Origin of the sequence: Bradyrhizobium sp. CB1717 (genome assembly GCF_029714325.1) — a bacterium.
Taxonomy (GTDB): Bacteria; Pseudomonadota; Alphaproteobacteria; order Rhizobiales; family Xanthobacteraceae; genus Bradyrhizobium.
In genome coordinates this window covers 3791171-3812261 of the sequence record NZ_CP121666.1, presented here as the reverse complement: position 1 = coordinate 3812261, position 21091 = coordinate 3791171, and the positions used below count along the sequence as shown (strand labels likewise).

Here is a 21091-nt window from a genome sequence, read left to right as displayed (position 1 = left end):
CGCTCCGATGCTCAACGAGACGTTAATATTACCACTCGAATTGAAGCGGCGTCCCAACGGTATTTTCCAATCTTTGCGCTAAGCATGACCCGTAACACGGGCTCAGCTCGCGTGAACGGGGACGACGGGACGTGGTCGACATCGCGCATCAGGCTGCGATCAATTCGGCATCGGCAAGGGATGTCGCGACAGCGCGCGCGCGCGTCCCGCTTGCGGCGATCGACACCGGCCAATGGCGCGCGCTCGCACAGCGCGCGATCGAGCCGAACGGATATTACCTGCCCGCCTGGGAGCTGGCCGTCAGTGCCACCGCGCGCGGCCGCACGGACGCCGCGGCGCTAGCCGCGTTCGACGCGCCCCGGCTGATCGGGCTACTGCCGGTGATCTCGCTCTGGCGCGCCTGGAAGATTCCCCTGCCCGCGCTGGTGAGCGCACATCCCTATGGCACGCTGTGCAGCCCGCTGATCGACCGCCATGCGCCGATCGAGGTGGCCACGCGTCTGTTGCAGCAGGCACGCGAGGCCGGCGCCCATGCGCTCGTGCTGACCGACGTCGCGCTCGACGGCGCGGCGATGGCATCGCTCGATCAGGTCCTGAGCCGCGACGGCCTGAAGCCAAGAATCCTCAGCTCCTACATCCGCGCCAGCCTCGACGCGACACAGGATGGCGAAACGCTCTTGCGCGGCGCGCTTGGCGCCAAAAAGCTCAAGGAGCTGCGCCGCCAGCGCCATCGTCTGGAAGAGCACGGCTCCGTCGTGTTCGAGGTTGCACGCAGTCCCGACCAGATCGGGCCGGCGCTCGAAGCATTTTTGCAGCTCGAAGCCAGCGGCTGGAAAGGCAAGCGCGGCACCGCGCTGATCCAGCATGCGGGCGATGCGACCTTCATCCGCCGCGCCGTACCGGCACTGGCGGAGACCGCGCAGTGCGAGATCGTCACGCTTCGTGCCGGCACGAATCCGATCGCCGCCGGCATCGTGCTGCGGCATCAGGACCGCGCCTTCTTCTTCAAGCTCGGCATCGACGAACGCTTTGCAAAATATTCGCCGGGCATGCAGCTCACGCTCGACCTCACCCGCCATCTCTGCGCCGATCCCGCCATCGCCAGCGCGGATTCCACGGCGAGCGCCGACCATCCCATGATCAACCCGATCTGGCGCGGACGCTTCGTGATCGGCGACGTGCTGATCCCGCTACGGCGGCACGATCCAATCGTGGCACTGGTTCACGCAGCACTGATCGGCCTCAACGCCGCGCACGATGCCGCGCGACGCGTGGTCCGCCTGCTTCGAAAATAAGAAGCTACTCCGCCGCCTGTGCGTTGATCTCCTCGGAGACCTGGCGGATGGCGCGGGCGAGCAGGTTCGGATCCTGCGCGCCGGAGACCGCGTATTTCTGCGCGAAGACGTAGGTCGGCACGCCGGAGATGCCCTTCTCGGCCGCCTCCTGCGCGTCCGCCGAAACGCGTGCGACGTCCTCGTCGGTGGCAAGGCGCTTGCGCACGTCGTCGGCGTCGAGGCCGACGTCGGCGGCCGCCTGCACCAGCACGTTCACATCGGTGAGATCGCCGCCGTCGCGGAAGTACAGCTCCATCAGGCGCTGCTTCATCTCGGGCGCCTTGCCGATGGCTTCGGCCCACAGGATCAGGCGATGGCAGTCGGTCGTGTTGGGCTGACGCGCGACCAGCTCGGGCTTATAGACGAGGCCCTCCTCGCTCGCGGCCGCGACGACGCGTCCCGCAATGCCCTTATAGGCCTCGACCGAGCCGAACTTCTGGGTGAGATAAGCCTCGCGGCTGATGCCCTCGCGCGGCACCCAGGGATTGAGGAAGAAGGGCCGGAAATTCAGCTTCACCGGAACGTCGGGCACCAGCGCCAGCGCGCTCTCGATCCTGTGCTTGCCGATATAGCACCAGGGACACACCACGTCGGAGACGACGTCGATCTGGAGCGGTTTCAGCGTGCTCATGTCAGGCGCCTCCTTCGGGCACTTCGAGGGTTCGTCGGAAGATAAGCCGAACCGGGGGCGGCGCAAGGCACCCGTCCTGCATGGCTCACGACTTCACCTCTGCGGTTATTGTGACCGGTCGCCCTCGCCCCGATAGTTGCGGCCACGATGCAGCCCAAGGGGAGACCGCGATGACCGCCATTTTCAAGCCGGAAGGCCATCAATTCCGGGCGACCGAGCATGCCGGCGGTCCGTGGTCGACGGACATGCTGCAGGGAAGCGCCACCACTGCACTGATGACCCGCGACGTCGCGCGGCTCGCGGCGGAATCCGGCTTTGCGGTGCGGCGCCTGACCTTCGATCTGTGGCGGCCGGCAGGCCTGCGCCTGTTCAGGACCGTCACCGAACTGCTGCGCGACGGCCGCAAGGCCAAGACCTTGCAGGTGCGGCTGATGGACGGCGAGACCGAGATCGGCCGCTGCACGGCGCTGCTGACGGCACCGAGCGCAGAATCGCCGCTCGATCCCTTCGCCGGGCCCACGGCGCTCGACACGCGGCCCGAAGCCGGCAGCCCGCCGCCGGCCTTCGCGCAGAAATGGAGCCGTTATTTCCAGAACGTCTCGGTGCGGCTGATCGAGGGCGCACTGGAGAAGCCGGGCCCGGCAGCGGCCTGGATGCGGCTCGATGCGCCGCTGGTCGAGGGCGAGCCCAACACGCCGCTGCTCCAGGCCGTGCAGGCCGCGGACTTCGCCAGCGGGGTCGCGCAGATCGTCGACATGCGCGACTGGACCTTCATCAACCCGGAGATCAGCCTCTACTTCTTCCGTCCGCCGGAGGGCGAATGGATATTGATCCGCGCCGCGACGCGCGTCGGCGCTCATGGCGCGGGCCTCACCACGGCGACGCTGAGCGACCTTAAGGGTCCGTTTGCAGAGGTGATGCAGGCCATGAGCTTCGAGCGGCGCGAAGCCGTGCAGGCTCAGGCGTCCTGAGCCGCAAGCGCGATCAGAGCTGCCTCGGATGCGACATCGACCGGCATGAACATCTCGACGCGCAGCTCCTGCAGCGTCACGTCCTGCGGCGTGCCGAGCGTCAGCACCGCACCGATCAGTCCAATGCCGACGTCGCCCTTGCACAGGCGCACCTCGCAGAGCGGCCCCGGCACGGCGTTGTCCTCGGTCACAGGCGCAGGAAGTTGCGGCAGCCGCATTAATTCGCGCCAGGTCGATTGCAGGGCCTCATCGAGCGGCGCGGCCATCGCCTCATGCCGCGCCCGCGCCAGCAGCGCGGCCGCAACGGTCGGCCAATTCTCGACGAACGGCTTGAGCTCGTCCGGCGCGAGGAACATGCGCATGTGATTGAGCGGGCGCTGCATGCGCGCCGGGCCAAGCAGCATGGTCATCAGGCGCGATGCCGCGCGATTGGCCTGCATCACGTTCCAGCGCCGGTCGGTGACGATCGCGGGGAACGGCTCGTGACGGCTGAGCAGAAGATCGATGGCACGCCGCGCCTCGGCCAGCTCCGGCGCAGACAGATCGCGCTCACCATATTGCCGCGCGAAGCCGCCGGCCTCGAGCAGCGCATTGCGGTCACGCAGCGACAGGTCGAGCGCGGACGCAAGCTGCAGCAGGATGTCCCGGCTTGCCGCCGCCTTGCCGGTCTCGACATAGCTCAGATGCTTGATCGAGATGCCGGCCTCGAACGCCAGCTCGGCCTGGCTCAGCGTGCGACGCGTGCGCCAGCCACGCAGGAGGTCACCGACGGGATTGGCCGGCCGCAATCGCCGGAACGCGCGTGTGTCCATGCGCCGATTATGCGAGCGCAGCTCCCTCCTGTAAACGGCGCTACCGCAGGCCGGCGGCCATCTGCTTCAAGCGCTCGGCGGTACGCTCATCGGCCGGGAAGAACGTTTCCAGCGCCAGCTCCGACAACGTGATGTCGACGGGCGTGCCGAACACCATGGTGGTGGAGAAGAAACTGAGGATCTCCCCGTCATGGCGCAGCTTGAAGGGGATCGCGACATTGTCGCTCGACAGCGGCGCCGATCGTGCCGGGATCGGACAGCTCTTGAGGTCGTTGTAGAGCTTGATCAGTTCCGGATCGGCCGTCGCCTCGCATTGCCGGTGCAGCCGCTCCAGCAGATGCCCGCACCATTCCGCGAGATTGACCGTGCGCGGCGCCAGCGCCTCGGGATGGAAGGCGAGCCGCAGCACGTTGACGGGTTGGCCGAGCAGCCGCTGCGGGATGCCGGCGAGCAGCGGCGCCACCATGCGGTTCGCAGAAACGAGATTCCAGTGACGGTCCACTGCAAGCGCCGGATTGGGCTCATGTGCTTTGAGGACGAGGTCGATCGCCCGGCGGGCTGACTTCAAGGCGGGATCCTCCAGCGGGCGCTGCGGGAAGGCCGGTGCGAAACCGGCCGCGACCAGCAGCACGTTGCGTTCGCGCAGGGGCACGTCGAGGCGTTCGGCGAGCCTCAGCACCATGTCGCGCGAGGGCGCGGCGCGGCCGGTCTCGACGAAGCTCAGGTGCCGCGCCGAGATCTCGGCTTCGCCCGCCAGATCGAGCTGGCTCATGCGGCGGCGCTGCCGCCATTCGCGCAAATGGTCGCCGATATGGACCGGCTGGCTACGTTCGGCCTGGGCCGTGGATGCATGTGCGTTCATGACCAAAAACCTAGCATGCGGATTTCGGCCCTTCCATTACCCACGAGGTAATCGAATTGGCCCACGCGGCGACGCATCTTCGGTCGCAACAGGAGATGACCATGATCGCGCTGCTGCTCTACCGGACCGTCGCAGACCACGTCTTGCCCTGGGCGATGGCATTCGCAACCCGGATGCTGGCGCGCAGCCTCAACATGCCGGAGCCGCTGGTGCATTCGACCGGCGACTATGTGGTCGCGCAGGTCATCGCCTTCGAGCACGGCGTCGGCAGGAGCCTCTGCCCGTTCCGTCTCGCCCGCCTGCTCCGCGCCTGGTGGCGCGGACTGCACTGAGTTTCACCCCGCGCCCACCCCAACCAAGGAGACCACGATGATCGATGCATCCACCTTCCTGCGCCGCGCCCTGCTCGCCGACGCCGTCTTCAGCGGCGTTGCCGCCCTCGGCTTCACCTTCGGCGCGAGCGCGTTCGCAGCGCTGTTCAACCTGCCCGAAGCGCTGCTGCGCGAGACCGGCCTGTTCCTGATCGCCTACACCGCCCTGGTCGGCTGGCTCGCCTCGCGGGCCACGGTGGCGAAGCCGCTCGTGCTGCTGGTCGTGATCGGCAATGCGGCCTGGACGGTCGGCAGCATCGCACTGCTGTTCTCGGGCGCGGTGTCGCCGAACCTCGCCGGCGAGCTCATGGTCGTCGCGCAGGCAATCGCCACCGGCGTGTTTGCCGAGCTGCAATTTTGGGGATTGCGGAAGAGTGCGGGTGTGGTGACGGCGTGAGGCCACATACTTTCTGTCGTCGCCCGGCCTTGTGCGCAATCGCGCACTGGACCGGGCGACCCAGAATTCCAGAGGCAGTAAACGTATGCGGAGAAGCTGCGGCGTACTGGATGACAGTTGAGCCGGAGGCTTAAGGGCGGGCTACGCCCGCGCGCGGCCGTTGGCCTTGCCGAGGGCGTGGCCGTTGAGCTTTTTCTTTTTGGCCGCCTTTGTGGGCGCCTTCTTGGCCGCCTTGGCTTCCGTGCGCGCCTTCACCTTGGCACGCTCAGCCCGCTCCTCGGCACGCAGCTTCTTGCGCTTGGCCTCGCAGGAAACGCACTTGCAGCCGATCGGCTTCAGATAGGCTTTGAAATAGTCGGTGCCGTAGTCGTAGTTGATCTCGTCGCCCGGCTCGATGTTCTTGATGGCGCGGATGAAGACCTTGCGTTCGCGCGGGCGGACGTCCGATTCCGCATTGGGCCGGCAGGAATGGTTGATGTAGCGCGCCAGATTCTTGCGCACCGAGCCGTCGATGGTCCAGCGGCCGTTGAGCTCGAACAGATATTTGTTCTCGATCTCGTCCTGCTCGGGGATTCGCGAGTCCAGGATCGGTCCGTAATAACGGATGATCCGGGTTCCCTTTTTGATCGGTTTGGTGGCGAAGAGGCCGAGCCCGGTCTTGGAGCGGCCGACGCGATAGGGTTTGTTCGACGATGTGGCTGGCATGATCAGGAGAACGAGGACGCGTACGAGGCCGCATGAGCTTCAAGCGAAGCCGCTCTTCTAGAACGATTCCGCGCCGCTGTCAGGTCTCTCGCGGGCCTGTTTGAACCTTGCCCACAATGAAGTCGTCAGATGGTACGGAGTTCCCGCTGCATTCGAGGTCTCGTGACGATCCGCATCACCTCCGCGTGCCTCGAGATCTTGCTGACGAGCACCGTCCTCGATGGCGCGAACGCCCAATCCGTGGGCACCGCCTATAGCTCGACGGCGCCGAAGAACTGCCGGCAGGTCGGCAAGCCCAGCGAGCTCGCGACGATGCGCTAAAGCGCCGAACAGCCGCTACACGGGAAGTTTCGTGGTGATAGGCGCCGTCAGCATCGACTCGAGCAGCCGCTCGGCCGTCGTTCCCTCGGGCAGCCGCTCCAGGATATCCTTCAACCGCCCGTCGAGCAGCAGCGTGGTGAAGCCGTGCACCATCGACCAGGCGCGCGCGATCGCGGCGCCCTGCTCCAGCGTCAGCGCGTCGCCGCTAATCTGCTCCTGCCGCATCGCGCCGATGGCGTTGGCGAGCCCGGCAAAAGAAGCCTCCGCCGCCTCGTGCAGGGAGGGACGGGAATAATCGAGCCGCTCGGTGCGAAACATGATTCCGTACATGCCGGGATGAGCCTGTGCATAGGCCACGTAGGCTTTCGGCCGCGCCAATGCGCGCGCAAGCGGCGTGGGGGCGGTATCGCAGGCCGAGGCCATCGCCGCATTGAACTGGCGGAAGCCGACGGCCGCGAGCTCGCTGAGAAGGCCGGTGAGATCGCCGAAATGATGGGTGGGCGCGGCATGCGAGACACCCGCCTCGCGCGCCACCGCCCGCAAGGTCAGACCGGCGAGGCCGTCACGCTCGAGCACGCGTTCGGCGGCCTGGAGCAGCGCTTCGCGGAGGGCGCCATGATGATACGGCGTCTCGGTTTTCGCGCTCGTCGTGCGGCGCGAGGTGCGCGATGCCGAGGTCGACGTCATTTTTCCGGGGGCACGCGAGCTTCGCGCCGTTTCGCTCTTGGTGTCGGTCTTGGCCATTTGCAAGCTATATGACGCAATATTGACAGTGTAAAGATTTCACTTGACGGACGCCGCGATTGGTCCTATTCGATCTTTACGATGTAAAGATAAGGAGGGATACGCCGTGCAGCACGACGCCGTCACCGAGCGCCGCAACAATATCGCGCCGATCCCGTTCGAAGCCGACGCGCCCCATCTGAAAATCGTCGGCGAATTGCCACGCGAGCTGAACGGCACGCTCTATCGCAACGGCCCCAATCCGCAGTTCGATTCTCCCGGCGCGCATTGGTTCGTCGGCGACGGCATGCTGCACGCCTTCCATCTCGATAACGGCCGCGCCAGCTACCGCAACCGCTGGGTCCGCACGCCGAAATGGCTCGCCGAGCACGATGCCGGCCGCGCGCTGTTCGGCGGCTTCGGCCGCAAGCTGCCGGATGCGCCCGCAAGCCTCACCGACGGCGGCGTCGCCAACACCAACATTATCTTCCATGCCGGCAAGCTGCTGGCACTGGAAGAGGCGCATCTGCCGACCGAGATCGAGCCGGGCACGCTGGCCACGCGCGGCTATCACAACTACCAGGGCCGCGTCGCCGGCAGTTTCACGGCGCATCCGAAGGTCGATCCCGTGACGGGCGAATTGGTGTTCTTCGGCTACAACGCCGCGGGACCGCTGACGCCTGCCCTCTCCTTCGGAACGATCGACGCCTCCGGCAAGGCGACACGCTTCGAGCGCTTCGAGGCGCCCTATGCCAGCATGGTGCACGACTTCATCGTCACCGCGAACCATGTGCTGTTTCCGATCCTGCCCATCACCGGCAGCATGGAGCGCGCGATGAGCGGACGGCCGCCCTATGCCTGGGAGCCGGACAAGGGCGCCTATGTCGGCGTGATGAAGCGCAGCGGTACGGCGAAGGACATCGTCTGGTTTCGCAGCGAGGCCTGCTACGTCTTCCACGTCATGAATGCGTGGGAGGACGGAGACCGCATCGTCGCCGACGTCATGCAGTTCGAGGAGGCGCCGTTGTTTCCGCATCCCGATGGACGGCCGACCGATCCGGAGAAGGCGCGCGCCCGCCACTGCCGCTGGACCTTCGATCTCACGGGGAATACCGACCGCTTCCAGCAGACCTATCTCGACGACCTCACCGGCGAATTCCCGCGCATCGACGATCGCCGCGCCGGGCTGAAGAGCCGTCATGGCTGGTACGCCTGCGCCAATCCAAGACTGCCGATGTTCGGCGCGTTGTCCGGCATCGTCCATGTCGACGGCAACGGCAGACGGCTCGGTCATTACCTGCTGCCGGCCGGCGACACCATCTCTGAGCCTGTCTTCGTCGAGCGATCGAAGGATGCACCCGAGGGGGACGGCTGGCTGCTCGCGGTGGTCTGGCGCGCGCGCGAGAACCGCAGCGACCTCGCCGTGTTCAATGCCACCGACATCGAGGCCGGCCCCGCCGCATTGGTGCAGCTCGGTCACCGCGTGCCAGACGGCTTTCACGGCAATTGGGTGGGTGCGGCGTAGCGCCCCCCGGAGCGACATCGCGAATGAGGTCTCCCATGCACACGCCCTCCCTCACCGCAGGTTGCCTTGCCCTCCTTGCCCTGACCGGCACCGCGCTCGCATTGCAGATGATCCGGTTGCGGCGGAGCCGCCATACCGTCTTTAACGGCGGCATTCTGCTCTGCCTCGGCCTTTTGATCGCCTCCGCGCTGCCGCTCCTGGCACGCCTCCCCTGGACGGAATTGGCCGAGGAGGCCTCAGACCAAGCCGTTGCAGCCCTTCATTTTTTAGAGGTCGCCTACGTCATTTTGACACTGTAAAGATTTTGCTTGACCCGGCATCGCCCCTGGATTACTAATCTTTACATCGTAAAGATCGGTTCGACCGAGGCGGCCCATGGCGATTTTCCTGATCCTCGCGCCCTACGGCGCTTTCACCTTCCTCATGCTGGTGACATCGGCCGCGGTCAGCGTGGTCACGGCCTCCGCGATCTGCCTCGCCACCGTCGCGATCGATGTCGCGCGCGGCCGCTCGGTGAAGGTCCTGGCCGCGGGCTCCGCAATCGTGTTCGCCGCGATCGGCCTCTATCTCGCGCTGATCGACCCCGCCCTCGGCCCGCTCGGCGTGAAGCTGTCGGTCGACATCGGCATCTTCGTCATCTCGCTCGGCTCGATGCTACTCCGCCATCCCTTCACGCTGCAATATGCGCTCGAATCCGTCCCGGCCGAGACCGCGGCAATGCCCGGCTTTCTCACGGCCAATTACGTCATCACCGGCGCGTGGACAGCCGCCGCGCTGCTGATGGCGGCCGCCAATCTCGTGCTGCTTTACGTCCCCGGCCTGCCGGTCTGGTCGAGCCTTGCGGTGGCCTTCGCCGCCCGCAACAGCGCGATCTACTTCACAAAATGGTATCCCGAGTATCGCCAGATCAAGTACGGTACGCCCGCCCGCGCTCTTCCCGACGCCGGCTGAACAGGATTGACGATGAAGGACGTATTCGCCCGCCTCGCCTCCGACTTCCTCTCCGCCATCGTCTTCCTGGCCGTCTACCTCATCACCGACAACGTCGTGCTGGCAACGTCGGTGGCGATTGCCGGCGCGATCGCGCAGGTGATCTACGCCCGGGTGAAGGGGCAGCAGCTCAACTACATGACCTATGCGAGCCTCGCACTCGTCGTCGTGCTGGGCACGGTCACGCTGCTGACCAACGATCCCCGCTTCATGCTGGCAAAACCTTCGATCGCGCATTTCGCGATCGGCGCCATCATGCTCAAGCGCGGCTGGATGCTGCGCTACATGCCGCCGATCGTCACCGAGACCGTTCCGGAATATGTGACCGCTGCTGGTTATGCCTGGGCCGCGCTGATGTTCGTGATCGGCGCCGGCATGATCGCGGTCGCCGCCACAGGCGATCTGAAGCTGTGGGCGTTCTACATCACGGTGGTCGCGGGCGGCGCCAAGATCCTGGCCTTCGCCGTGCAGTATGTGGTTCTCAGGCTCATCGTCACCAGCCGCCGGCGCGCCGCTGCCCGCGCCTAAATGCCTCCAATGCAGGGTTAGGCAGGAACTGCGAGTTGGGCTATAGGCTCGCTCAGGACTGGCCGCGGATCGTCGCGGCCCGCCGGGATTTGTTCGGGGAGACGGGAATGGCCGTAGACGGCAACTGGAATCTGACCATGACGACGCCGATGGGCGAGCGCCAGGCGACGCTGAGCCTGAAGGCTGCGGGCGGCTCGCTCACGGGCACGCAGGGCGCGGAAGGTAATACCGCCGAGATTTTCGACGGTACCGTCTCCGGCGACAACGTCTCCTGGAAGGTTTCGATCACCAACCCGATGCCGCTCACGCTCGAATTCACCGGCACGGTCTCCGGCGACAGCATCAACGGCGAAATGGGCATCGGCCCGATGGGCAGCTTCCCGTTCACGGGCGCGCGGACGTAAGCGCGCTGCACCGATGCGTGCGCTCCGTCTCATCGCGGCGACGATCCTGTGTGTCGCGACACAAGCAGCGCGCGCGGATGACACCGAACCGGCGTGGCGCGCCAGCGCGCTCGCCATGGTGCCGGCGGGCTATGTCGCCGGCCTCGCCTATCGTACCGAAGGTGCGACCGGATATCTCGCGGTCTATCCGGCGACGTCGAACGATCCGAAGACACCCGCAAGCGTGTTCGCCGCGCGCCAGGTCCTCATCGTCACGCTGACGGCTGATGCGACGCGCGCGGTCTCGGCCGAGTTGAAGCCGCGCAGCGAGCCGGCCCCCGACAACGACGACAACGATTTCGCGAAGCTGCACGCCGAACTTGCCGCGAAACGCGCAAGCCTGCCCGAAGGCACCGAGCCCTGCGATCTCGGCGCCTGGTCCATCGACAAGGATCCGAACGGCCTCAACGTGCGCGCTGAACCCTCCGTGAAAGCGCGCGTGCTCGGCACGCTCCCGCCGCCCTACCGGCTCAAGCTCGGCGGCGCCGAGAACACGCCTGACGGCGGCTGGCTCACCGAATTCCGCATCATCGGTTTCAGGGACGGCTGGTTCCTGATCGAGGGCGCCAAGCCGCCGGGCAAGGATTACGAGGACGACAAGCGATACCCACGCAGCGCGCCAAAGCCCTACGCGGGGCGCGGCTGGGTCGCTTCCAACAAGGTCGGCGCGAATTACGCCAATGGCTACACACGCGCGGGCGGGCTGTTCCAGGCGCCCTTCGTCGATGCCAAATGGATGCCCGCCCAGCACGAGCTCGGCGGCCCGATTGACGGCGACGGCGGACCAAAGCGGCTATTGGCCTGCAGCGGCTTCTGGGGCCTCGTCGAGAGCCACGACGGCGTGCGTGGCTGGTGGCGTTCGCTGTGCTCCAACCAGGTCACGAATTGCAGTTAGCTCGATAGGACGGGTTGGTGGGCGCCGGCGCTAGACCGCCGCATCCTGCACCGCAATGCAAACCGAGGCCGACTTTCGAATTGCTCCCACGGAAAACCCTGGGGTCCCTCGCGCCTGCCTCCAGCGAAATCCCGGCGATGCCGTCAAGGCTATTGTCTTCTGACGCCGAGTTAGAATAGCCTAGCAAAGATTGCAATAAACTTACCCGCAACCTTGAGGGGCATGCGTGTTTGGGATATTGGAAGATATTTATTCAGCAAACATACTCACGACTAGCGATCTAAGAACAACCCTCGCAACCGCTCTCAAGATCGCGGATTTTGAGCTGACCATCTATGCGGCGGATCCCTACGTGTCCGGTCGCTGGTGTCTGTGCTTGCCTCGCGAATCTACTGCCGGGAACGAAGATCCCATCATCCAAGGTGACGAGGCCCTGACGATCCGTGGCTACCGAATCGTCGACTTGGCAAAGTACACGATCTTCGAAAAACAGAGATGCGCTCGCCTAGCGTACAAGACCAATGTTCAATTCGAGCCGCAATCCCTGGACGTTCTGATCAAGATTGCGTTCGTCCATCTCAGCTACAACATCATCTACTTGATCCGCTCGCGGATTATCTCGCAATCCTATCGCTCGCGCGATCTGGATACGTTCTGGCACAGGGCCATCAATGACGTCATCCTGCCGCTGATTAATTGCGAGGCTGGCTCCGTATTCGTCAGGGACGACCGGAATCATCTTCTCAAGCTGCGAGGCTCATCTGGCCTTGAGACGCTATCAAGGAGCAACAGGAGCAAGCTGCAGAAAAGAGATGTGTACTACCTTCCCGACGATCAATCTTGGGTCGTTCAATCGCTCAAGCAACGACAGTCAATCTACGAATTCAATGGATTCTCTCCTCTTCCGAAGGGACGATATTCAGAGCGCGTAAGCTCGGAAATCTGGTCTCGCGCCTATGTACCCATGCTCATACGAGCTCAAGAGCGGGACATTGCGAATGACGCCGAAGCGACCGACCCACTCCCCCCCAACGAGTATCCCGCGGGCCTCTTGCGGCTCGTCAATCCAAAATTTGGAAATTGCAGGCCACGCCATTTCTCGTGGCACGACAAGTTTGTGATTGATTTTATTGTCGATGTGAACACCGTGCTGACACGCCGGTACCTCGAATTGAGCAAGGCACACGACGACATCGAGCAAGTCTGCCACGCACTTGGCTCCGAGATCGCCACGATTACACGAAATGCCGAGTTCATCCGCGACAATTTGTTTGGATCTGACGAATTTCCGGCCGTTTGCGATCTTTCACAGATCAAATTCGCGCCAGTGTTTCGAAATCTCGAAATCGCTCTGAGCGACATCAAATTGTATGTAGATGACATCCACTTTCAGTTTGAAAAGGTTCGAAAGCTCGCCATTGACGGCGACATCAAGGGAAAGACCACAGATCGGCTGTTCTCCGACGTCTTCATGAAGCTGGTAAACTCGGCAGATGCGTTAGCTCGCATCTATGGGCGCAAACGAGTGGCCATCAACAATCTGAAAGAAAGCAAGCTGGACGAGCTGCCAAGAGTAGTGGGCACCTCGGCCGCATGGCTTTCTGTGTTCAGAAACCTATTCGAGAACAGCGTCAAGTACGCCAATGCGGGCGACGATCCGGAAATCACGATCACCTGGAGCGAGATAGACGAGCAGCGCATCGCGATCGATTTCTGCGACAATGGTCCGGGCATTCCAGATGAAGAGCGTGACCGGATATTTCTCGACGGCGTGAGGGGCCGACTCGCGATCGAGTCTGGTCAAAAGGGCACAGGAATCGGCCTGGCATATTGCCGCGAAGTTGCCTCCAAATGCTCCGCTGACATCGAATTGGCCAAGCATGCGCGCGGCGCCCGATTCCGTGTTTTGATGAGGAGATCGTAGTGGCCATATTTTGGATCGATGAGGACAGCCCACAATTCGAGTTTGATCGTGAGCGCCTCAGAGCAAGAGGTTCGAAAGTCGATGACATCTTGGACGCAACGACCGCATATGCGCGACTGACAGACGTAGACCCCAATCACGTAACAGGTATGATTGTGGATGTAATGCTTCGTCCAGGGAGCGACCTTGGAAGGTTCTCTCCCGAGAAATGCGACGGCACTCGTCGCGTAGGTCTCATTCTTATAGACGAACTCAACGCCTTCTGGGGCGAGCGGCTCCGACGAAAATTCATCATCTATACCTGCGCCACGGCGGAAGACATCCGCGGTGCCATTCGGGCAACGCAGAAGAGGTTCAATATCCCGGTTCTTCCAAAGAGTCCCGACATCGTGGGCTCGAAGTTTGCGAAGATTGTCCTGAATTACTTCAAGTCTGGAGAAATCGAGGATGAGTTCATCAGACGCTAGTCACCTCATTGAAATCCTCATCCTGATCGTCGCCCTGGTAACCATGATTGCCACGATCGCCATCGGCGTGTTCGCCTTCAGAGGTTGGCGGGAGACGAGAGAGATGATGAGCCGCATCGAGAGCGGCGAACAGAAGATCTCAGAAATCCGACAGAGACTTCAAACTTACTCTCTGGTCGTAGACCTTGTACTCGAAAAGACGTCCCTGATACGAAAAACAATCGCCAGCACCAGAATGCAGCAATACGTACTGTCTCTTGACCCGGAGATTGCACGGGACGAGCTCAGCGAAGAGGTCAATACACGAGAAACATTCGACAATATTACGCAACGCCTCAACGAAATTGAGTGGCTTCTGGCCAAAAACGACCATGAGCATCGTCTCTTCTCGTCCGATCAAATTGACGTCGGCCTTGCCATCGAAGCCCTCGTCCAAAGATACGGGGACGGCGCTACGATCGAAATCTTCGATCGTCTCGCTCGTCTACCCACTGACAATCAGGAAAGTTACAAGAGGGCAAGATCACAATTGCTAGAGAGGATGACACGCGTCAACGGTTTGCGGCGTGTCTATCCCTCTAGCGCATGGACTGGACTACTCAGCCCAAATTCAACTCCTTGAAGAAGTCGTTCCCCTTGTCGTCGATGATGATGAACGCCGGGAAATCGACGACTTCGATGCGCCAGATCGCTTCCATGCCGAGTTCGGGATATTCGAGCACCTCGACCTTCTTGATGCAGTGCTCGGCGAGGTTCGCCGCGGCGCCGCCGATCGAGCCGAGATAGAAGCCGCCGTATTTCTTGCAAGCCTCGCGCACGGCCGGCGCGCGGTTGCCCTTGGCCACCATCACCATCGAGCCGCCGGCGGCCTGGAACTGGTCGACGAAGGAATCCATGCGGCCTGCGGTGGTCGGACCGAACGCGCCGGAGGCATAACCCTCGGGCGTCTTGGCGGGACCGGCGTAATAGACCGGGTGGTTCTTGAAGTAATCCGGCAGCGGCTCGCCTTTCTCCAGCCGCTCACGCAGCTTGGCGTGCGCGCTATCTCGCGCAACAATCATGGTGCCGGTCATCGAGACCCGGGTCTTGATCGGATATTTCGAGAACGTTGCAAGGATGTCCTTCATCGGCTGGTTGAGGTCGATCTTGACGACCTCGCCACCGAGCGCTTCTTCGACCTGCGGCAGGTACTGCGCCGGGTTGTGCTCGAGCTCCTCGAGATAGACGCCGTCCTTGGTGATCTTGCCGAGCACCTGGCGGTCGGCCGAGCAGGACACGCCAAGCCCGATCGGGAGCGAAGCACCGTGGCGCGGCATGCGGATCACGCGCACGTCGTGGCAGAAATATTTCCCGCCGAACTGCGCGCCGACGCCGAGCGACTGCGTCATCTTGTGGATTTCCTTCTCCATCTCGACGTCGCGGAAGGCGTTGCCGTCGGGCGAGCCGTGGGTCGGCAGTGCATCGAGATAGCGGGCGGAGGCGAGCTTCACCGTCTTCATGCAGAGCTCGGCCGAGGTGCCACCGATCACGATGGCGAGGTGATAGGGCGGGCACGCCGCGGTGCCCAGTGTCAGGATCTTCTCCTTCAGGAACGCGAGCAGCCGGTCCTTGGTCAGCACCGAGGGCGTGGCCTGGAACAGAAAACTCTTGTTGGCGGAGCCGCCGCCCTTGGCCATGAACATGAACTTGTAGGCGTCGTCGCCCTCGGCGTAGATCTCGCACTGCGCCGGCATGTTGTTGGCGGTGTTCTTCTCCTCGTACATCGAGAGCGGCGCGACCTGCGAGTAGCGCAGATTGCGGCGCAGGTAAGCATCGCGCGCGCCTTCCGACAGCGCCGCCTCGTCGTCACCGTCGGTGATGACGTTGCAGCCCTTCTTGCCCATGATGATCGCGGTGCCGGTGTCCTGGCACATCGGCAGCACGCCGCCGGCGGCGATGTTGGCGTTCTTCAAGAAGTCCAGCGCGACGAACTTGTCATTCGGGCTCGCCTCACCGTCCTCCAGGATCGAGCGGAGCTGCTTCAGATGGCCGGGGCGCAGATAATGGTTGATGTCGCCAAAAGCCGCCTCCGACAGCGTCTTCAGCGCCTCGCGCGACACCACCAGCATGTCCTTGCCGAGGACCTTCTCGACCCTGACGCCCTCGGACGAAATCTTCTTGTAGGGCGTCTCGTCCTTGCCCAGCGGGAACAGCGGGGTGTGCTTGTAGGGCGGAACGGGCTTGGACTGGTCGGGGAAGGCAGTGGGAGCGTTCATGGGGCGAATCTCGGGGTTTTGGAGCCCTGGCGGGCCGCTAGCATAGAAGCGTTCTAAGCTTTTTTGCCGCAAAGGGAAGGCGTTCTGGCGCGGTCGGGGCATCTGAATTCGGCGACAAGACGGCCCCTTTTCCGGGCCGATGTCGGCAAAGATGCGCGGCCGCCATTGTCTCCGGGAAAGGTCCGGATGCACCCTTGCGCTCCGCGCGCGACGAAGGTTGAATGCGCGCCCTCAGGGGCATTTCATCATGATTTTCAAACTGAACGTCCGCGGCGCGATTCTGGTCGCCGCCGCCATCACCGGACTTGTGGCTCTCGCCTCGCCCGCGCGCGCCGATCGCTGTGACGACAGCGCCAAGGAGCTGGCAAACCAGATCGATCGCCTCAAGGTGAATTTCCGGGCCGCCAACATCGTGTACCTGACGCACCCGGCCGCCAAGGAGCTGTCGGTGGGTTGCCGCGGCGACAAGTATTCGATCGAGCTCTATGCCAAGGGCGATCGGAAGCCGACGCCGGAATTCCTTGCGCTGGTGGGATCGATGGCGGCGATCGTCTTCACCGTGACCAAGGACGACACCACGACGGGCGCGACGCGCTGCCTGAAACGGATGGGCCTGTTGCGCGGCGACAAGATCAGCATGCGCTACCGGCGGCTCAACATGGAATGCACCCGCACTAAGACAGATGCGTCGATCGCGATCACGCGCGGCAAGGACGAGTAGAAGGGACTTCGCCTTCTCTCTTGCAGCGGACACGGCGGCGCACGTGTCGCGACACCAGCCACCACACACTCCGTCATTGCGAGCGTAGCGAAGCAATCCAGAATCCCTCCGCGGTGACAGTCTGGATTGCTTCGTCGCTTTGCTCCTCGCAATGACGGGGAGAGGTCTCGGCGTCGCCATCACATCACGCGGATGAGGCGCAAGAACAGCCTCTCCCACCCACCAATCCCTCGCATTTTAACGATTGCCTTGAAGGAAATTTCGCTCCTGTCGGGGCAGGCTGAATTGTTTCCATGTGTGAGGATTTGTGGATGAAGGTTTCCACCGTTGCGCCGCCGCCGATCGCGATCGTGGTGCCGAGCTACGACACGACCAAGCCGCAAGACGACCAGACCAAGACCAAGGACACTGATCCGACCTACAAGCCGCAGCCGCCCGCGCCGCTGCCGCCGGGTCAGGGCACGCGGATCGATCAGCTCGCCTGATCGGCTTTGCCAGAGATGAAACGCCCGATCCGGTCGATCGGGCTTTTCGCGTGTCCGGCCGCATCTTTGCCGGATAGCGGGACCACACTCGTGCGCGCTCGGGTCTGAGAGCTGCGCATGATCGTCCGCCTTCTGCTGCAGAACACGATCTTCACCGTCGCGATGGGCGCGCTGCTGTTCGCGTCCGCCGGCACGCTGCACTGGCCGTCGGCCTGGCTGTTCCTCATCACCTCCGCCCTGCTCGGTCCGCTCTGCGGCTGGTGGCTCTACCGGCTCGATCCGGCGCTGCTGGCGGAGCGCCTCCGTCCGGTCATCCAGAAGGACCAGCCGCCGGCCGACAAGGCCTTCGTCACCGCCCTCATTGCAGCGATGCTGGCCTGGCTGGTCGTGATGGGGCTCGACCGGCGTTGGCTTTGGTCCGACATGCCGCTTGCCCTGCAGGTCCTCGGCTTCGTGCTGTTCGTGCTCTGCATGCTGTTCACGATGTCAGTGTTCCGTGAGAACTCGTTCGCCGCGCCCGTGGTGAAGCTGCAAGCCGAGCGCGCGCAGCGCGTGATCTCGACCGGGCCCTACGCGCATGTGCGTCATCCCATGTACAGCGGCATGATCCTGTTCTTCGCCGGCCTGCCGCTGCTGCTGGGCTCGTGGTGGGGACTGGCGATGGCGCCGCTGTTCCTTGCGCTGTTTGTCGTTCGCATCGGCATCGAGGAGCGCACGTTGCGCGAGGGCCTGCCGGGCTACATCGATTATGCCGCGCGGGTGCGCTATCGCCTGGTGCCCGGTGTGTGGTGAGTGCGCATACGCCCGTACGACAGGCGGAGGTCTTCTGGACCGACTAATTGTCCAGCTCGCGATAGCGGCGGAAGATGCCCTGCTCGTTGAACGGAATGCGGCGTTCGCTGTCGAGATAGGCCTTGATGTTCGGGCGCGCGGCAACGCGGTCGTGCAGGCCGACGAGGCCCGGGATGTCCGTCTCGAACGCTTTCATGCGCTTCGGAAACGCGTAGCGCAGTCCGGCGACGATCTGGAATAGCGAAAGGTCGACATAGGTGAGCCGGCGACCGGTGACGTAGGCGCCGCCGTTGCCGGCGAGAAGCTGCTCGAAATAGCCGAGATATTTCGGCACGCGCTCGTCCCAGAAATCGGCCGTGCGTTTCTTCGCCGGCGCCTTCTGGTCCTCGTAGTACATCGAAGGCCCGAGCGGATGGTGGGTGTCGTGAATCTCGACCACGAAGTCGGTGATGGTGAGCTGGAGCTGGTGCACCCAGAGCCGGCCGGCTTCCGGCTTCGGCGCCAATCCGTGGCGGCTGCCGAGATAGAGCAGGATATTGGCGGTCTGGCCGATCACGAGCTTGCCCGCTTTCAGGAACGGCGGCGCAAAGGGCGGCGTGCCCTTCTGCGCTTCCATCATCTTCATCATCGCAGCCGAGCCGCGCGCAGCGCGCGCGACATCGACGTAAGCGGCACCCGCCTCCTCCAATGCCAGCCGCACATATTCGCCGCGGCCCTGGATCTCGGGCCAGTAGTAGAGTTCGTATTTCATGGGAGGGGTCCGTGAGCGTGGGGGCAACCGGACCAATCTAGCATGCAGCCGAAGGTTCCGTCAGGGTTGGACGGAACGGCGGTATTCGCCGTCATTGCGAGCGTAGCGAAGCAATCCAGAAATGCCTCTGCGGAGACAGTCTGGATTGCTTCGTCGCAAGAGCTCCTCGCAATGACGAAGGAAAGAACTCAGCCCCTCAATTCGCCGCGAAACAATACAGCAGGCCGTCGCCGCCGGTGCTCTTCAGATCGGCCTGCGAGCAGCCGCCGTCCGGACCGCGCGAGGGGTGAGAGCTGTTCCAGGACTTCGACGGCTCGTCATCGCGCAGGCCCTTACGATCGGCGTGGCCGACGACCGCCGCGCCTTGCGTGCTCGACGTCCAGTTCTTGCAGGTCTTGTCGTCGCCTGCGGCAAATGCGGTGCCGTCGGCCTGCGATCCCGTGAGGATGTCGTGCCGGTTCGGCGTGTCGCCGGCGCCGTTGATAACCTCCCCCTTCTCGCTGAGCGCGGTCTGCTTGGTGAGATTGTTGGCCGCGCTGTGCAGGTCGGCAACGTCCTTTGCGATCACCGCGCCCTTGGCGTTCTGCCACGGTCCCTTGCCAATGCGGTCGCGGGCGTTGACGGCCGGCTTGCCGTCGGCAGCCTGCGTCGACAGATAAGCGCGCCAGGTTTTGGGGCCGGCGCCGCCGGTCTGCGCGAGCCTCGCGCATTGCGCATCGGCCCCCTCCAGGCCGCCGAGATCGGCTCCCTTGCCCGGGCCGCTGGAGGTCACGAAGAACGTCATGTCGGCTGACTGCGCGTGCACGGATGGCGCTGCGAGCAAGGCCAGCGTGAGCGCGAGCCCTGAAATCGCCACGGATCTCTCGATACGGATCATCTTGTCCTCCCGGTTGTGTTTTCGTTGGCCGCCTGATTTTCAACCCGACGCACGCCCGCTTATTCCGATGCCGCGCTGCGAGACGCCCAAAAGAAAAGGGCGCCGTGCCGAAGCACGACGCCCTGGTTCCTCATCTCGTCTGCGATCAATTGGCCTGCTGGATCGCCGACAATTCCCAGCCGCCGTTCGGGCGACGAGCGAAGGTCCAGACCTCGGTGACCTCGCCCGGCTGCTCGCTGCCGGCGACGACCGCGCCGGTGTTGCGGTCCACCGTCTTGTCGGTGAGCGCGAAGCGCAGCGCCACCGTGGCGTAGTCGGTCTCGCCTTCGCGCCAGGCTTCCGCGAGGTCGCCCTGCAACAGCTTGACGTTGCTGGTCTTGTTGACGACGTTGCGCGCGCGGTTCTGATTAAGGTCCTGCTCGAAATAGGAGACCATTTCCGGCGTCGCGAGCGTGTGCAGCTTGGCCACGTCCTCGTTCGACCAGGCGGTCTGGATCTCGCCGAGCAGACGCTCGAACGCCTCGTAGTCATCCGGCTTGATCTCGAGCGGCGCGTTGTTGGCGCCGAAGCCGAAGCCACCAAGGCCACCGCCAAGTCCGCCACCGAGGCCGCTGCGATAGTTGGTCTGCGGACCCTGGCCATTACCTGCGTCAGCATTGGCATAGGCCGCCTGTGGCGAGTGGCGGCGCTGCCACCAGGACATCGCGAGCCGCACCACGAACACCACGAGCACGATCTGGATGATCAGGCCGAGGATCGACGACAGGCCACCGAGGCCGCCGAACAGGCCGCCGCCGAACAGCATGCCGAGCAGGCCTGCGCCGAGGAAGCCGGCCGCAAGGCCGCCCATGAAGCCGCCGGCGCGGCCGAACAGGCCGCCGCGCGCGGGCGCAGCTGCAGCCGAATTCATGCCTGCGCCCGGCTGGGTGTAGGTGCGGTTGAACTGCGAGGTCGAGCCCGGCGCGGTCGTGGTCGACGGCGGAGCCGAATAGGTGCGCGAGCCGCGCGAACCCGACGACATGCCGCCACCGACGCGCGCGTCGGCGGACGAGATCGCCAGCGCGGTCGGCAGCGCAAGCGCCAGCACGACGGCGATCGTCTTGAAGAGAGAGCGGGATCGTTGCGAGAAAGTCATGTGCGTTTCCCAAATCCCCGGCATGGGGACGTGCCCCTAAGATGGGCAGACTTCCCGAAAAGTGAAGCCGGTTTCGGGACCGATGGCTGCGGCCCTCAGTCGCGGGGATGTGGCAAAAGCCCATATTTGACGGGGGTTTGGCCGGGTGCGCCGGGGGAACCGTGGTCGCCGGTTAC

General features: G+C 63.9%; 26 protein-coding genes. 17 read left to right on the top strand and 9 right to left on the bottom strand.

What is annotated here, in order from left to right; all coding sequences use genetic code 11:
- Positions 1-131 precede the first annotated feature (131 nt).
- Entirely contained in the window at positions 132-1295 is a 1164-nt protein-coding gene (locus tag QA649_RS17895) for a GNAT family N-acetyltransferase (RefSeq protein WP_283025344.1), read from the top strand.
- A gap of 4 nt (positions 1296-1299) precedes the next feature.
- Here the strand turns inward: QA649_RS17895 and QA649_RS17890 are convergent, their stop codons facing one another.
- Positions 1300-1965: a DsbA family oxidoreductase gene (locus QA649_RS17890; RefSeq protein ID WP_018642782.1), complete on the bottom strand. Its 666-nt coding sequence runs from the start codon at positions 1963-1965 to the stop codon at positions 1300-1302.
- A 170-nt stretch (positions 1966-2135) separates the two neighbouring features.
- Here QA649_RS17890 and QA649_RS17885 point away from each other — a divergent pair, with 170 nt between their 5' ends.
- On the top strand, positions 2136-2936 hold the full coding sequence (locus QA649_RS17885) for a thioesterase family protein (protein WP_283025343.1): 801 nt from the start codon (positions 2136-2138) through the stop codon (positions 2934-2936).
- Here the strand turns inward: QA649_RS17885 and QA649_RS17880 are convergent.
- A complete protein-coding gene (locus QA649_RS17880; protein ID WP_283025342.1) occupies positions 2924-3748 on the bottom strand; it encodes a helix-turn-helix transcriptional regulator in 825 nt (274 codons plus the stop codon). The two genes, QA649_RS17885 and QA649_RS17880, sit on opposite strands and share 13 nt — an antisense overlap.
- A gap of 40 nt (positions 3749-3788) precedes the next feature.
- Positions 3789-4610 (bottom strand): helix-turn-helix transcriptional regulator, encoded by an 822-nt coding sequence (locus QA649_RS17875; protein ID WP_283025341.1) that lies wholly within the window; start codon positions 4608-4610, stop codon positions 3789-3791.
- A 101-nt stretch (positions 4611-4711) separates the two neighbouring features.
- Between QA649_RS17875 and QA649_RS17870 the strand changes: the two genes are divergently transcribed.
- Positions 4712-4942 (top strand): hypothetical protein, encoded by a 231-nt coding sequence (locus QA649_RS17870; protein ID WP_232993057.1) that lies wholly within the window; start codon positions 4712-4714, stop codon positions 4940-4942.
- 37 nt (positions 4943-4979) lie between these two features.
- Positions 4980-5378, top strand: coding sequence for a hypothetical protein (locus tag QA649_RS17865; protein ID WP_283025340.1), 399 nt, complete (start codon positions 4980-4982; stop codon positions 5376-5378).
- Between the two features lie 141 nt (positions 5379-5519).
- On the opposite strand, the gene QA649_RS17860 is transcribed toward QA649_RS17865, so the two are convergent.
- Positions 5520-6083, bottom strand: coding sequence for an SET domain-containing protein (locus tag QA649_RS17860; RefSeq protein WP_283025339.1), 564 nt, complete (start codon positions 6081-6083; stop codon positions 5520-5522).
- Between the two features lie 162 nt (positions 6084-6245).
- Between QA649_RS17860 and QA649_RS17855 the strand changes: the two genes are divergently transcribed.
- A complete protein-coding gene (locus QA649_RS17855) occupies positions 6246-6404 on the top strand; it encodes a hypothetical protein (protein WP_283025338.1) in 159 nt (52 codons plus the stop codon).
- Between the two features lie 15 nt (positions 6405-6419).
- On the opposite strand, the gene QA649_RS17850 is transcribed toward QA649_RS17855, so the two are convergent.
- Positions 6420-7148 (bottom strand): WHG domain-containing protein, encoded by a 729-nt coding sequence (locus QA649_RS17850; protein ID WP_283025337.1) that lies wholly within the window; start codon positions 7146-7148, stop codon positions 6420-6422.
- 106 nt (positions 7149-7254) lie between these two features.
- Here QA649_RS17850 and QA649_RS17845 point away from each other — a divergent pair, with 106 nt between their 5' ends.
- The 9 genes from QA649_RS17845 to QA649_RS17805 all read left to right on the top strand — a co-directional run bounded on the left by QA649_RS17845 (position 7255) and on the right by QA649_RS17805 (position 14521).
- On the top strand, positions 7255-8652 hold the full coding sequence (locus QA649_RS17845; RefSeq protein WP_283025336.1) for a carotenoid oxygenase family protein: 1398 nt from the start codon (positions 7255-7257) through the stop codon (positions 8650-8652).
- Positions 8653-8687: 35 nt separating this feature from the next.
- A complete protein-coding gene (locus tag QA649_RS17840) occupies positions 8688-8951 on the top strand; it encodes a hypothetical protein (RefSeq protein WP_283025335.1) in 264 nt (87 codons plus the stop codon).
- 76 nt (positions 8952-9027) lie between these two features.
- The gene (locus tag QA649_RS17835) at positions 9028-9603 is read left to right on the top strand and encodes a hypothetical protein (protein WP_283025334.1); all 576 of its coding nucleotides are present in this window, start codon (positions 9028-9030) and stop codon (positions 9601-9603) included.
- A 12-nt stretch (positions 9604-9615) separates the two neighbouring features.
- Positions 9616-10170: a septation protein IspZ gene (locus QA649_RS17830; RefSeq protein WP_080139138.1), complete on the top strand. Its 555-nt coding sequence runs from the start codon at positions 9616-9618 to the stop codon at positions 10168-10170.
- A 107-nt stretch (positions 10171-10277) separates the two neighbouring features.
- Positions 10278-10574 carry a hypothetical protein gene (locus QA649_RS17825; protein WP_283025333.1) on the top strand — a complete coding sequence of 99 codons (297 nt, stop codon included), beginning with the start codon at positions 10278-10280 and terminating at the stop codon, positions 10572-10574.
- A 13-nt stretch (positions 10575-10587) separates the two neighbouring features.
- Positions 10588-11508, top strand: coding sequence for an SH3 domain-containing protein (locus QA649_RS17820; protein WP_283025332.1), 921 nt, complete (start codon positions 10588-10590; stop codon positions 11506-11508).
- A gap of 226 nt (positions 11509-11734) precedes the next feature.
- On the top strand, positions 11735-13432 hold the full coding sequence (locus QA649_RS17815) for an ATP-binding protein (protein WP_283025331.1): 1698 nt from the start codon (positions 11735-11737) through the stop codon (positions 13430-13432).
- A complete protein-coding gene (locus tag QA649_RS17810) occupies positions 13432-13899 on the top strand; it encodes a hypothetical protein (protein WP_283025330.1) in 468 nt (155 codons plus the stop codon). Before QA649_RS17815 ends, QA649_RS17810 begins: the two co-directional genes overlap by 1 nt.
- Complete coding sequence (locus tag QA649_RS17805) at positions 13880-14521, top strand: hypothetical protein (RefSeq protein ID WP_283025329.1); 642 nt, start codon at positions 13880-13882, stop codon at positions 14519-14521. The genes QA649_RS17810 and QA649_RS17805 overlap by 20 nt, the downstream gene beginning before the upstream one ends.
- Here the strand turns inward: QA649_RS17805 and QA649_RS17800 are convergent.
- Positions 14499-16154, bottom strand: a complete 1656-nt coding sequence (locus tag QA649_RS17800) for a fumarate hydratase (RefSeq protein ID WP_283025328.1) — start codon at positions 16152-16154, stop codon at positions 14499-14501. The genes QA649_RS17805 and QA649_RS17800 overlap by 23 nt on opposite strands.
- Positions 16155-16401: 247 nt before the next feature.
- On the opposite strand from QA649_RS17800, the gene QA649_RS17795 reads away from it, so the two are divergent.
- The 3 genes from QA649_RS17795 to QA649_RS17785 all read left to right on the top strand — a co-directional run bounded on the left by QA649_RS17795 (position 16402) and on the right by QA649_RS17785 (position 18152).
- Entirely contained in the window at positions 16402-16875 is a 474-nt protein-coding gene (locus QA649_RS17795) for a hypothetical protein (protein WP_283025327.1), read from the top strand.
- A gap of 311 nt (positions 16876-17186) precedes the next feature.
- Positions 17187-17360 carry a hypothetical protein gene (locus QA649_RS17790; RefSeq protein ID WP_283025326.1) on the top strand — a complete coding sequence of 58 codons (174 nt, stop codon included), beginning with the start codon at positions 17187-17189 and terminating at the stop codon, positions 17358-17360.
- Positions 17361-17477: 117 nt separating this feature from the next.
- Positions 17478-18152, top strand: a complete 675-nt coding sequence (locus tag QA649_RS17785; RefSeq protein ID WP_283025325.1) for an isoprenylcysteine carboxylmethyltransferase family protein — start codon at positions 17478-17480, stop codon at positions 18150-18152.
- A 43-nt stretch (positions 18153-18195) separates the two neighbouring features.
- Here QA649_RS17785 and QA649_RS17780 read toward each other — a convergent pair whose 3' ends face one another.
- From QA649_RS17780 to QA649_RS17770, 3 genes are all read right to left on the bottom strand, one after another.
- Positions 18196-18903 (bottom strand): glutathione S-transferase, encoded by a 708-nt coding sequence (locus tag QA649_RS17780; protein ID WP_283025324.1) that lies wholly within the window; start codon positions 18901-18903, stop codon positions 18196-18198.
- A 196-nt stretch (positions 18904-19099) separates the two neighbouring features.
- Positions 19100-19780: a lectin gene (locus tag QA649_RS17775; protein ID WP_283025323.1), complete on the bottom strand. Its 681-nt coding sequence runs from the start codon at positions 19778-19780 to the stop codon at positions 19100-19102.
- A gap of 145 nt (positions 19781-19925) precedes the next feature.
- A complete protein-coding gene (locus tag QA649_RS17770; RefSeq protein WP_283025322.1) occupies positions 19926-20939 on the bottom strand; it encodes a TIM44-like domain-containing protein in 1014 nt (337 codons plus the stop codon).
- Positions 20940-21091 lie beyond the last annotated feature (152 nt).